Origin of the sequence: Streptomyces sp. NRRL S-340 (assembly GCF_000720185.1) — a bacterium.
In the GTDB taxonomy this organism is placed as follows: Bacteria; Actinomycetota; Actinomycetes; order Streptomycetales; family Streptomycetaceae; genus Streptomyces.
The window spans coordinates 1-12,375 of sequence record NZ_JOIY01000017.1 but is presented as its reverse complement, the minus strand read 5'-3'; the positions used below and the strand labels follow the sequence as shown (position 1 = coordinate 12,375).

Genomic DNA, 12,375 nt, shown 5'->3' with positions numbered 1-12,375 from the left:
CGTGCCGTCGTGAGCCGACGGCGCGATGTTTCACGTGAAACACGAATGGGCCGACCCTGACGGGTCGGCCCATTCGGCGTACGGAACGCTTGCCGACGGCTGCTGAGGGATCACAGCGGGCGGAGCGCGGGTTCCTTCTGTACCGCTCCGAGCAGCCGGTCGAGCGCCATCTCCACGTCTTCCTTCCAGGAGAGGGTCGATCTCAGCTCCAGGCGGAGCCGGGGATGAGCGGGATGGTGCCGGACCGTCTTGAATCCCACCGCCAGCAGATGGTCCGCCGGCAGCACACAGGCGGGTTCCTTCCAGCGGGCGTCGCCGAAGGCCTCGATGGCCTTGAAGCCGCGCCGCAGGAGATCTTTGGCGACCGTCTGGACCAGCACACGTCCCAGCCCCTGCCCCTGATAGCCGGGCATGACGAAGCCTGTCATCAGCTGGACCGCGTCCGGTGACACCGGGCTCGTGGGAAAGGCCGTGGAGCGGGGCACATAAGCGGGGGGAGCGTAGAGCACAAAGCCGACCGGAACGTCGTCGACGTAGACGACACGTCCGCACGAGCCCCAGTCCAGCAGTACGGCGGAGATCCACGCCTCCTTCTCCACGGCAGACGTGCCCGCCCTCACGGCGTCCTCGCCGCTGACCGGGTCCAGTTCCCAGAAGACGCACGCACGGCAGCGCTGAGGAAGGTCATGGAGGTTGTCCAGCGTGAGCGGCAGGAGCCTACGGCCCATGAAGGCTGATCCTCGCTTCCTACGCCCGCAGCGTCACGAGCGGCCGTCCGTCACGGACGTGCCGTCGGGTGGATGCGTCATACCCGCAAGCATCGTATCCACGATGTGATCCCGCGGACACCGAGGACAAGCAAAGGCGGGCCGTGAACCGGTGATCCTCCGGTTCACGGCCCGCCGCTGCTGAGCCTCTGGCCCGTCCGCACCCCGTGGAAGGGTCAGGCGTCGCCCTCGGCCTGCGCCGGGTCGCTCTCCAGCAGGCCCTTCTGCAGCACCCGGCCCTCACCGGGAGCCAGCGTGCCGAGAATGCGTTCCAGATCCTCCATGGAAGCGAACTCCACGGTGATCTTGCCCTTCTTCTGGCCCAGGTCGACCTTCACCCGGGTCTCGAAGCGGTCGGACAGCCGGGTCGCGAGGTCGGAGAGGGCGGGAGAGACCCTGGTTCCGGCACGGGGACCCTTGGATCGCGGCGAAGCCTGCGGCCGCGACCCCATGAGCGTCACGATCTCCTCGACGGCACGCACGGAGAGCCCCTCGGCCACGATCCGGTGGGCGAGCCGGTCCTGCTCCTCGGAGTCCTCCACCGACAGCAGTGCCCGCGCGTGTCCGGCGGACAGCACTCCGGCGGCGACCCGGCGCTGCACCGCCGGCGACAGCTTCAGCAGCCGCAGGGTGTTGGAGACCTGGGGCCGGGAGCGTCCGATCCTGTCGGCCAGCTGGTCGTGGGTGCAGTTGAAGTCCTTCAGCAGCTGGTCGTAGGCGGCTGCCTCTTCCAGCGGGTTGAGCTGGGCCCGGTGGAGGTTCTCCAGCAGGGCGTCCAGCAGGAGCTTCTCGTCGTCCGTGGCCCGCACGATCGCGGGAATGGCGTCCAGGCCGGCCTTGCGGCAGGCCCGCCAGCGCCGCTCGCCCATGATCAGCTCGTAGCGCTCGGCGCCGACCTGCCGGACGACCACCGGCTGGAGGAGCCCGACCTCCTTGATGGAGGTGACCAGCTCGGCCAGCGCCTCGTCGTCGAAGACCTCACGGGGCTGGCGGGGGTTGGGGGTGATGAAGTCCAGCGGGACTTCCGCGAAATGGGCGCCCATCGGCGGCGGGGGCAGCATGGCCACCTTCGCCGCAGCCACTCCGCGGTCGGACGTCAGGACCTGGCCGGGACCACCCGCCGGGCCCGGCACAGGGGTCCTCTCCGTCGGAGCGGCCGGGATCAGGGCTCCGAGACCTCGCCCCAGCCCAGGCCTCCGTCGCTCACTCACTGGATCCCCTCCACCATGCTCGGGTCGCTCTGTGCACCGATGTGGGCATGCGTGGCGTCATAACTGACACCGACACCCTTCAGTGCGATTTCTCGTGCCGCCTCAAGGTAGGAGAGGGCACCGCTCGATCCTGGATCGTAGGTCAGCACCGTCTGCCCGTAGCTGGGGGCCTCGGAGATACGGACGGAGCGGGGGATGCTCGTCCGCAGCACCTCGTCGCCGAAGTGGCTGCGCACCTCTTCCGCGACCTGGGAGGCGAGACGCGTGCGGCCGTCGTACATCGTGAGCAGGATGGTCGACACGTGCAGCGTGGGGTTCAGATGGCCGCGCACCAGGTCGACGTTGCGCAGCAGCTGTCCCAGCCCCTCCAGCGCGTAGTACTCGCACTGGATCGGGATGAGCACCTCCTGGCCGGCGACCAGGGCGTTGACCGTCAGCAGGCCGAGCGAGGGAGGGCAGTCGATGAGGATGTAGTCCAGCGGCTGTTCGTAGGCCTGGATCGCTCGTTCCAGTCGGCTCTCCCGGGCCACCAGGGACACCAGCTCGATCTCCGCACCGGCGAGATCGATCGTGGCGGGGGCGCAGAAGAGACCCTCGACATCAGGAACGGGCTGGACCACCTCTGCCAGCGGCTTGCTCTCCACCAGCACGTCATAGATGGACGGCACTTCGGCGTGATGGTCGATACCCAGCGCGGTGGAGGCGTTTCCCTGCGGGTCGAGGTCGATCACCAGAACACGGCCGCCATGCAGAGCCAGCGAAGCGGCGAGATTGACGGTCGTCGTCGTCTTGCCGACGCCGCCCTTCTGGTTGGCGACCACGATGACGCGGGTCCGCTCCGGGCGCGGCAGACCCTCGCCGGCGCGGCCTAGAGCCTCGACCGCCAGTTGGGCAGCACGACCGATGGGAGTGTCGTCCATCGGGGGCGGTGTTTCACGTGAAACATTCTCCCCCGTCGACTCGGTACGGGGACCGGGGACCGGATCGGTCATCGGTCCCGCGATGTTGGCGTCGGACCGCAAGGATTCACTCTCCTCGACTTCAGGCTCGGGATAAGCAGAGCCTCCCATGCCATCGGGGTGGCGAACCAGTGAGGCCTGGCGTTCTGTGGAGAAATCCGCCTCTGTGGACAACTCTGTGCCCTCTCCGAGTGAACCGAGAGGCTTGCGGTCACGCGGTTGGGCCGCGACGCGGCCACGGTTGATGATCCCGTGCAGCAGTGAGCGACGTTTCACGTGAAACACGATGACAACAATTCGCCCTTTTTGTGAGCGACACTCCGCCGCGCGCCTGTCGGCTGGGTCCCCCCGGCGCAGTCGACCCGGCGGAGTGAACGGCTCAGCGCCTCCGGCGGACCCGCCCCGTCCGGGCAGCCTTGGCCCGCTTGGCCGCGAAGCGCACGCCGCCCGGGCTCTCACCGACCTCCACCCTGACCACGGTGGACAGCGGGTCCACGACCCCCTCGCCTACGTGAAGGATGGAGGTCTCCACCGCACCGAGCTTGCTCAGCGCGGTGCCCGCGCTCTTCAGCTCTTCCTCCGCCGTGTCCCCCTTGAGGGCGAGCATCTCGCCGTACGGGCGCAGCAGCGGAATGCCCCAGGTGGCCAGACGGTCGAGCGGGGCCACCGCGCGGGCGGTGACCACATGGACCGGCGGCAGCTTGCCCATCACTTCCTCAGCACGTCCCCGGACGACGGTGACATGGTCGAGCCCCAAAAGCTCGACGACCTCGGTGAGGAAGTTGGTGCGGCGCAGCAGCGGCTCCAGCAGTGTGATCTTGATGTCCTCCCGGACCAGTGCCAGGGGGATGCCCGGCAGACCGGCACCGGAGCCGACGTCGCACACGGTCACCCCGTCGGGGACGACCTCGGAGAGCACCGCGCAGTTCAGCAGGTGGCGCTCCCACAGACGGGGCACCTCCCGCGGGCCGATGAGCCCTCGCTGCACTCCTGCCTCGGCCAGCAGCTCGGCGTACCGGACCGCATCCGCGAAGCGATCACCGAATACGTCACGTGCCTGCTCGGGCGCAGGGGGGAGCTCCGCTGCCTCCGTCACGGGGACCGTCCTTCCGTACCGCATCAGCGCGATCAGCGCCGACCACCAGAACTACCAGGCTGACAAGTACGGCCCCGCCTGCGGGCAGACGGGGCCGGTGGAACGTGGGACCGCTCAGGCGGGGAGTACGACGACGAAGCGCTGCGGCTCCTCGCCCTCGGACTCGCTGCGCAGTCCGGCTGCCTTGACCGCGTCGTGCACGACCTTGCGCTCGAACGGGCTCATCGGCTTCATCTTCACGGGTTCACCGCTGCTCTTGGCCTCCGCCGCGGCCTTCGCACCCAGCTCGGACAGCTCGGTGCGCTTCTTGGCGCGGTAGCCCGCGATGTCCAGCATCAGACGGCTGCGGTCACCGGTCTCCCGGTGCACGGCCAGACGCGTCAGCTCCTGCAGCGCCTCCAGCACCTCGCCGTCCCGTCCGACCAGCTTCTGCAGCTCCCGGCTGCCCGCGTCGCTGATGATCGAGACAGAGGCGCGGTCGGCCTCGACGTCCATGTCGATGTCACCGTCGAGGTCGGCGATGTCCAGCAGACCCTCGAGGTAGTCCGCCGCGATCTCGCCCTCCTGCTCCAGGCGGGTCAGGGCGTCCGCGCCCTCGGCAGCGGCGGAGGTGGTGCCTTCCGTCACGGGATGGGCTCCTTCTTACTTCTTGGACGGGGACTTGGGCCGCTGCGGGCCCTTGCGCTGGCCGGACTGGGCCTTGCTGCGGGAGCCGTTGCCCGGCTTGGGGCCGGGCTTCTTGGCGGCAGCGGGCGAGGTGTCCTGCGGCGCGTCGGTCTTCGTCTCGGCCTGGGTCTCGGGCTCGGACTTGGTCAGCGACAGGGGCTGCTCGGTGTCACCGGCGCCGGCCACCTTGGCACCACCCTGGCGCTGGGACTTGGTCTGCCGCTTGGGCTGCTGGCGCCGGGGAGCGGCGGCGGCCGTGGTGGTGGTCGTACCGTCCTCGGCCTGCACGACGACGGCGCCCTCGCCCTTGACCACGGTGCCGTCGGACTGGGCCGCCAGGCCCGCCTTGGTCAGACCGTTGATGAACTTGCGCTCGAACTCGTTGCGGTCGCGGCCCTTGGAGACGATCGCCTTGACGATGGCCTTCTCACGCCTGTTGCGGGTCTTGCCGTGGTGCGTGACGTGCTTGTACAGACGCTCCAGGTAGGCGGCCTGAGCCTTGGAACCCGGGGTCGGGTTGTTGTGGATGACGTACATCTGCTGGCCCATGGTCCACACGTTGGTGGTCAGCCAGTAGACGAGGACACCGACCGGGAAGTTGATGCCGAAGACGGCGAACATGACCGGGAAGACGTACATCAGCATCTTCTGCTGCTGCATGAACGGCGTCTTCACCGTGGTGTCGACGTTCTTCGTCATCAGCTGGCGCTGCGTGTAGAACTGCGACGCGGACATCAGGACGATCATGACCGCGGTGACGACGCGGACGTCCGTCAGCGTGGCACCGAGCTGGGCGACCTTGTCGGCGCTGTCCGTGAACTTCGCGGCCAGCGGGGCACCGACGATGTGGGCATGACGGGCGCTGGCCAGCAGCGGCTCGTTGATGACACCGATCGTCTTGCCGGTCGCGATGGCGCTCAGCACGTGGTAGAGGGCGAAGAAGAACGGGGACTGCGCCAGGATGGGAAGGCACGAGGAGAGCGGGTTGGTACCCGACTCCTTGTACAGCTTCATCATCTCTTCGGACTGACGCTGCTTGTCGTTCTTGTAGCGCTCCTGGATCTTCTTCATCTCCGGCTGGAGCGTCTGCATCGCGCGCGTCGCCTTGATCTGCTTCACGAAGAGCGGGATCAGGCAGATGCGGATCAGAACCACCAGGGACACGATGGACAGGCCCCAGGCCCACCCGGTGTCAGCCCCGAAGATCGCCCCGTACACCTTGTGGAACTGGACGATGACCCAGGAGACGGGCCAGGTGATGAAACTGAAGAAGCTGGCAATCGTGTCCACTAATCATGCTCCTTGGGCATGGGACGAGGTCTTCGCGGCCGGGCCCGGCGGAAGGTTTCCGTCGGTGACCGGCTCAGCGGCGGAGGGCCCGCCCTTGCGCGCACGCCAGGCGGCACGCAGCATTTCGTGCCACCGCGGACGCTTGCGCGGAGGAACGTGGTCCACCCCGCCCAGCGACCACGGGTTGCACCGCAGAATCCGCCAGGCGGTGAGCGCCGTTCCCTTGACCGCGCCGTGCCGGTCGATGGCCGTGTAGCCGTAGTGGGAACACGACGGGTAGTACTTGCACACCGGCCCGAGCAACGGGCTGATGGTCCACTGGTACAGCTTGATGAGAGCCAGCAGTGGGTACTTCATCGCGCGCCCCCTCCCAGCAGTCGTTGAAGGGCGGCATCCAGGTCTCGGGCCAGCTGTGCGTGATCGGCTTCGCCCGCTCCGGGTAGCGCTCGTACGACTACCAGGCTACCGGGGGGCAGCAGTGCGACCCGGTCGCGCATCAGATGGCGAAGTCTGCGCTTCACCGTGTTGCGCACGACCGCGCCACCCACTGCCTTGCTCACGACGAAACCCGCACGCGTCGGGGGAGCGCTCTCCCCAGGCGCGTGCGGGTCCGTGGCACCGCTACGAAGGTGGACGACGAGCAGCGGGCGTCCGGCTCGACGCCCTCGTCGTACAGCGGTCGCGAAGTCCTCGCGCCGCCTCAGCCGGTTCTCGGTGGGCAGCACGACGTCATGACCTGATCGGGATCAGGCGGACAGGCGGGCGCGACCCTTGCTACGGCGGGACGCGAGAATCGCGCGGCCGGCACGGGTGCGCATACGCAGCCGGAAGCCGTGGGTCTTCGCGCGACGACGGTTGTTCGGCTGGAAGGTGCGCTTGCTCACTCGGGGGCTCCAGAAAGAATCGGTAGTGGCGGGGTGCCGTCTTGGCTGTCACCGTGCGCCCACGAGTAGCTCGCAGTTACGCCCGTGTGCACCGCTTGACCGATCACCTTGACGCGATCTGTGCCCTTCGGAGGCAGGCGGCAGCAGCCATCGACAACTCGACCTGGTTACGGTACGCGCGGCTGGGCCATCCGGTCAAACCGCGCAGTGACGGTCCAGACTTGTCCACAGCCTGGGGACAACAACTTGAACGGTACCCGCCGCGCTGACTACCGTGGGCGGACTCCCATTCGTTCCCTTGTCCCCCGTTTAGATCCCGACCCGTCCCGAACCACACGTTCGTGGGACCCCGTGAGAGAGCGTGCCCTGTGGCTGACGTACCTGCCGATCTTGCCGCAGTGTGGCCACGCGTACTGGACCAGCTCCTCGGGGAAGGCCGCGGGCAAGGCGTCGAGGCCAAGGACGAGCAGTGGATCCTGCGCTGCCAGCCGCTCGCCCTGGTCGCGGACACGGCCCTGCTCGCGGTACCGAACGAGTTCGCCAAGAGCGTGCTCGAGGGACGCCTCGCCCCGGTCGTGAGCGAAACGCTGAGCCGCGAGTGCGGACGCCCCATCCGCATCGCGATCACCGTCGACAGCTCCGTCGGCGAGACCCCGCACCCCGCGCCCCCGACGCCGGCCCCGCGCTACGAGGAACAGGAACTGCCCACCGGCCAGGGCGGCTACGAGACCTACGGACGCCACCGGGGCGACGCCCACCGCTCCGAGCGGCCCGACCGCACCGACCCCCACCGCCCGGACCGCACCGACCGCACCGACCGGTCCGGCCGCGCCGACCAGCACGGCGGCGGTTCCGGCGACCAGATGCCGCCCCCGCGCCCCGGCCCCCAGCAGACGGACGGCCCGGACCAGCTGCCCGTCGCCCGCCCCGCGTACCCCTCGGAGTACGGCGATCACCAGCGCCCCGAGCCCGGCGCCTGGCCGCGCCCCGCCCAGGACGACTACGGCTGGCAGCAGCAGCGGCTCGGCTTCCCGGAGCGCGACCCCTACGCCTCGCCCGCCCAGGAGCCGTACGGCACCCGCGACCAGTACCGCTCGCAGGACGCCTACGGCACCCAGGACGGATACGGATCGACGAACGACTCGTACACCGGTCCGCACGAGCCCTACCCCCCGGCCCAGGAGTACCGTCCCCGGCCGATGGGACGCCCCCCTTACGAACCGTCACGCCCCGACTACGACTCCGGACGCTCCGACTACGACCAGCGGGACTACGACCAGCGCGACCCCGGCCGCCGGGAACTGCCCGAGCCGCCGGCCGGCGCCGGGCCCCCGCACCGCGGCGGACCAGCGGGTTCCGCTCCGTCCGGAGCCGGCGTCGGCGGCACCGGTTCCGCCTCCGGCCAGTCGGCGCAGGGCCACGGGCCGGGCGAGCCGACCGCGCGGCTGAACCCGAAGTACCTCTTCGACACGTTCGTCATCGGCGCGTCCAACCGCTTCGCGCACGCCGCTGCGGTCGCCGTCGCCGAGGCACCGGCCAAGGCCTACAACCCGCTGTTCATCTACGGCGAGTCGGGGCTCGGCAAGACGCACCTGCTGCACGCGATCGGGCACTACGCGCGCAGCCTCTACCCGGGCACCCGCGTGCGGTACGTCAGCTCGGAGGAGTTCACCAACGAGTTCATCAACTCCATCCGCGACGGCAAGGGCGACAGCTTCCGCAAGCGCTACCGCGAGATGGACATCCTGCTCGTCGACGACATCCAGTTCCTCGCGGACAAGGAGTCGACGCAGGAGGAGTTCTTCCACACCTTCAACACCCTCCACAACGCCAACAAGCAGATCGTGCTCTCCTCCGACCGGCCGCCCCGGCAGCTGGTCACGCTGGAGGACCGGCTCCGCAACCGCTTCGAGTGGGGCCTGACCACCGACGTCCAGCCGCCCGAGCTGGAGACGCGTATCGCGATCCTGCGCAAGAAGGCGGTGCAGGAGCAGCTGAACGCCCCGCCGGAGGTGCTGGAGTTCATCGCCTCCCGGATCTCGCGCAACATCCGCGAGCTGGAGGGCGCGCTGATCCGGGTCACGGCGTTCGCCTCGCTCAACCGGCAGCCGGTGGACCTGGGCCTGACCGAGATCGTCCTCAAGGACCTCATCCCCGGCGGCGAGGACAGCGCGCCGGAGATCACGGCGACGGCCATCATGGCGGCCACGGCCGACTACTTCGGGCTCACGGTCGAGGACCTGTGCGGCACCTCCCGCGGCCGCGCCCTGGTCACGGCGCGCCAGATCGCCATGTACCTGTGCCGTGAGCTGACCGACCTGTCGCTGCCGAAGATCGGCGCGCAGTTCGGCGGCCGCGACCACACGACCGTCATGCACGCCGACCGCAAGATCCGCGCGCTGATGGCCGAGCGGCGTTCCATCTACAACCAGGTCACCGAGCTGACCAACCGCATCAAGAACGGCTGAGCACAGCCCGTACGGGCAGCTGTGGGGCGCCCTCCGGACCGACGGCTCCGGGGAGCGCCCCGCAGCCGTGCACGGAACCCACCACGCCCCACGGCCGGACACAGGGCTCAGAGTCGTACGGGCTCCACGGCGCGTGCAGGGCTCCACCACCACGCCGGGCACGGACCCGGGACGCCGCCGCCCGGGCCAAGGCCGGGGGGGCTCCGGACGCCGCCGACCACCCCCGGCCAGGCCCCGGGGACTCCGGACGCCGCCGTCCGGGCCGAGCAGGGGCTCCGGAGGGGGCCGACCACCCCCGGCCGGGCCCCGGTCACCACCGGATCACCCGCCCCGGCGAAGGCCCCCGACGCCGTCGCGCGGCCGCCTGACCGGCGCCCTGCTCCCGTGCGGCGACGTGTGTCGACGTGCCCCGCCCTGTGCCGCTGTTCGATTAACTGCCTGGTTACGGCCTCTCTCCACAGATTCGGTGACTTTCTTCCGTCCACATCCTGGGGACCGCGAAGTTGTCCCGAACTGCGTCCACAGGCACCCGCCCGAGAACCCGTCCCCGCAGCTCAGCGGGCTGTGGAATCGTGGACGAAGGATCTCCACAGGCTGTGGACGAAGCAGTGATCCACAGGCTGTGCATGAAGTTGTCCACGGGCAACCCACAGGAAGCGGTCAGTTGTCCCCAATGATCGGTGGCTTCTCCACATGGTTGTCCACTGTTCGGCAACGCGGCGCACCCGGTCACCGCGTCGAGTGAAAGCCGTCACACCAAGCTGCCGGATTGGGGTGTGGGCAACTTGGGTAAACCTGGGGACGCAGCTGGGGAGAACTCCACTCAGGCTGTGGGCGAGGTGTGCAGAACTTTCTGTTCTCCACAGAGACGTCGAGTTGTCCACTGGTGTCACCCACAGGGTCCGTGGACAAAATTCCTGCTCTGAGCTGGGCAAACGGGGTTATCCACCGTATCCACAGGCCCTACTACTACTCCCAACCAGTAAGAGAGCGGAATCCGTTTCGAAGCGGGGCCTGTGCACAACTCGCCCTCTCGGGCCCGGCCGCCCCTCCGGGCGACTTGACCCCGACGGGCACCTGCTGTCAGTAGCGTGCGTCAGACTGGTCCCCGGTGCTCCTCCCGTCACAGCGGGCGGTGACACCGAGTCGGAGGACTCAGCAGCAACACAGGAGGCGGCTTACGGTGAAGATCCGGGTGGAACGCGACGTACTCGCGGAGGCAGTGGCCTGGGCGGCACGCAGCCTCCCGGCCCGTCCGCCGGCGCCTGTTCTCGCCGGCCTGCTGCTCAAGGCGGAGGACGGCCAGCTGAGCCTGTCCAGCTTCGACTACGAGGTCTCCGCCCGGGTGTCGGTGGACGCCGAGGTCGAGGAGGAGGGCACCGTCCTGGTCTCCGGCCGGCTGCTCGCCGACATCTCCCGCGCGCTGCCCAACCGGCCGGTGGAGATCTCCACAGACGGTGTACGGGCGACGGTGGTCTGCGGTTCCTCGCGCTTCACCCTCCACACCCTGCCGGTGGAGGAGTACCCGGCGCTCCCGCAGATGCCGAACGCCACCGGCACGGTTCCCGGCGAGGTGTTCGCCTCCGCCGTGCAGCAGGTCGCCATCGCCGCCGGCCGTGACGACACCCTGCCGGTGCTCACCGGTGTGCGCATCGAGATCGAGGGCGACACGGTGACGCTGGCGTCCACCGACCGCTACCGCTTCGCGGTCCGCGAGTTCCTGTGGAAGCCGGAGAACCCGGACGTCTCCGCGGTCGCTCTGGTCCCCGCCAAGACGCTCCAGGACACCGCCAAGGCGCTGACCAGCGGTGACAGCGTCATCCTGGCGCTCTCGGGCTCCGGCGCGGGCGAGGGTCTGATCGGTTTCGAGGGCGCGGGCCGCCGCACCACCACCCGTCTGCTCGAAGGCGACCTGCCGAAGTACCGCACGCTGTTCCCGACCGAGTTCAACAGCGTCGCGGTCATCGAGACCGCCCCGTTCGTCGAGGCCGTCAAGCGCGTGGCCCTGGTCGCCGAGCGCAACACCCCGGTGCGGCTCAGCTTCGAGCAGGGCGTGCTCATCCTGGAGGCCGGCTCCAGTGACGACGCACAGGCTGTGGAGAGGGTGGACGCCCAGCTCGAGGGTGACGACATCTCCATCGCCTTCAACCCGACGTTCCTGCTGGACGGCCTGAGCGCCATCGACTCCCCGGTGGCCCAGCTGTCGTTCACCACGTCGACCAAGCCCGCCCTGCTCAGCGGCAAGCCGGCCGTGGACGCCGAGGCGGACGACGCGTACAAGTACCTGATCATGCCGGTCCGCCTGAGCGGCTGACCGGGCGCTGCCGCCCCCTGTCCGCCGGCGGCTCACGTCGGTGAACAGCGGTCGTACGTATGAGCGGGTATGCCCACGGATGTGCGGGAGCGTCCGGGTCTAGGCTCGGACGCGGGCACGGAAGTGCCCCCACATCCCGTCGGACACCTCATAAGGACACAACTGATGGAGCTCGGTCTCGTCGGCCTCGGCAAGATGGGCGGCAACATGCGCGAGCGGATACGCCGCGCGGGTCACACCGTCATCGGATACGACCGCAACCCGGACCTCGCGGACGTCCACAGCCTCTCTGAGCTTGTGGACAAGCTGACGGGTCCCCGCGTGGTCTGGGTGATGGTCCCGGCCGGTGCCCCGACCCAGTCGACCATCGACGAGCTCGCCGAGCTGCTGCAGCCCGGTGACGTGGTCGTGGACGGCGGCAACTCCCGTTGGACGGACGACGAGAAGCACGCCCGTGAGCTGGCTGCCAAGGGCATCGGCTTCGTCGACTGCGGTGTCTCCGGCGGCGTGTGGGGCCTGGAGAACGGTTACGCGCTGATGTACGGCGGCGACGCGGAGAACGTCGCCAAGGTGCAGCCGGTCTTCGACGCGCTGAAGCCGGAGGGCGACTTCGGCGCGGTGCACGCGGGCAGGGTCGGCGCGGGCCACTTCGCGAAGATGGTCCACAACGGCATCGAGTACGCGATGATGCAGGCCTACGCCGAGGGCTGGGAGCTGCTC

At 69.1% G+C, this 12,375-nt stretch carries 12 protein-coding genes; 3 read left to right on the top strand and 9 right to left on the bottom strand.

Annotation, left to right across the window (positions count from 1 at the left end; genetic code table 11):
* Window positions 1–110: 110 nt before the first annotated feature.
* The 9 genes from IG64_RS15385 to rpmH form a co-directional block, all read right to left on the bottom strand.
* Window positions 111–728 (bottom strand): GNAT family N-acetyltransferase, encoded by a 618-nt coding sequence (locus IG64_RS15385; protein ID WP_037856213.1) that lies wholly within the window; start codon window positions 726–728, stop codon window positions 111–113.
* 215 nt (window positions 729–943) lie between these two features.
* Entirely contained in the window at window positions 944–1,978 is a 1,035-nt protein-coding gene (locus IG64_RS15380; RefSeq protein WP_037856210.1) for a ParB/RepB/Spo0J family partition protein, read from the bottom strand.
* On the bottom strand, window positions 1,975–3,048 hold the full coding sequence (locus IG64_RS15375) for a ParA family protein (protein ID WP_078884025.1): 1,074 nt from the start codon (window positions 3,046–3,048) through the stop codon (window positions 1,975–1,977). Before IG64_RS15375 ends, IG64_RS15380 begins: the two co-directional genes overlap by 4 nt.
* Before the next feature lie 268 nt (window positions 3,049–3,316).
* Window positions 3,317–4,033: a 16S rRNA (guanine(527)-N(7))-methyltransferase RsmG gene (gene rsmG / locus IG64_RS15370; protein WP_037856203.1), complete on the bottom strand. Its 717-nt coding sequence runs from the start codon at window positions 4,031–4,033 to the stop codon at window positions 3,317–3,319.
* Between the two features lie 114 nt (window positions 4,034–4,147).
* Entirely contained in the window at window positions 4,148–4,660 is a 513-nt protein-coding gene (locus tag IG64_RS15365) for a protein jag (RefSeq protein ID WP_037856199.1), read from the bottom strand.
* Between the two features lie 15 nt (window positions 4,661–4,675).
* Window positions 4,676–5,989 carry a membrane protein insertase YidC gene (gene yidC, locus IG64_RS15360; RefSeq protein ID WP_037856196.1) on the bottom strand — a complete coding sequence of 438 codons (1,314 nt, stop codon included), beginning with the start codon at window positions 5,987–5,989 and terminating at the stop codon, window positions 4,676–4,678.
* A 3-nt stretch (window positions 5,990–5,992) separates the two neighbouring features.
* Window positions 5,993–6,346: a membrane protein insertion efficiency factor YidD gene (gene yidD / locus IG64_RS15355; protein ID WP_037856193.1), complete on the bottom strand. Its 354-nt coding sequence runs from the start codon at window positions 6,344–6,346 to the stop codon at window positions 5,993–5,995.
* Window positions 6,343–6,714 (bottom strand): ribonuclease P protein component, encoded by a 372-nt coding sequence (gene rnpA, locus IG64_RS38830; protein WP_078884024.1) that lies wholly within the window; start codon window positions 6,712–6,714, stop codon window positions 6,343–6,345. The genes yidD and rnpA overlap by 4 nt, the downstream gene beginning before the upstream one ends.
* 21 nt (window positions 6,715–6,735) lie before the next feature.
* Window positions 6,736–6,873, bottom strand: a complete 138-nt coding sequence (gene rpmH, locus IG64_RS38825; protein WP_003956500.1) for a 50S ribosomal protein L34 — start codon at window positions 6,871–6,873, stop codon at window positions 6,736–6,738.
* A 368-nt stretch (window positions 6,874–7,241) separates the two neighbouring features.
* Between rpmH and dnaA the strand changes: the two genes are divergently transcribed.
* The 3 genes from dnaA to IG64_RS15340 form a co-directional block, all read left to right on the top strand.
* Entirely contained in the window at window positions 7,242–9,341 is a 2,100-nt protein-coding gene (dnaA, locus tag IG64_RS15350) for a chromosomal replication initiator protein DnaA (protein WP_078884023.1), read from the top strand.
* Window positions 9,342–10,524: 1,183 nt separating this feature from the next.
* Window positions 10,525–11,655, top strand: coding sequence for a DNA polymerase III subunit beta (gene dnaN / locus IG64_RS15345; RefSeq protein ID WP_037856188.1), 1,131 nt, complete (start codon window positions 10,525–10,527; stop codon window positions 11,653–11,655).
* A gap of 165 nt (window positions 11,656–11,820) precedes the next feature.
* Window positions 11,821–12,375, top strand: a 555-nt coding sequence (locus IG64_RS15340; protein WP_037856187.1) for an NADP-dependent phosphogluconate dehydrogenase, incomplete at its 3' end; no start/stop codon positions are given.

What these genes read in the sequence shown, in the direction of transcription:
- IG64_RS15385 (WP_037856213.1), bottom strand. Translation starts at nt 728, where the DNA reads ATGGGCCGTAGGCTCCTGCCGCTCACGCTGGACAACCTCCATGACCTT.
- IG64_RS15375 (WP_078884025.1), bottom strand. Translation starts at nt 3,048, where the DNA reads ATGGGAGGCTCTGCTTATCCCGAGCCTGAAGTCGAGGAGAGTGAATCC.
- yidD (WP_037856193.1), bottom strand. Translation starts at nt 6,346, where the DNA reads ATGAAGTACCCACTGCTGGCTCTCATCAAGCTGTACCAGTGGACCATC.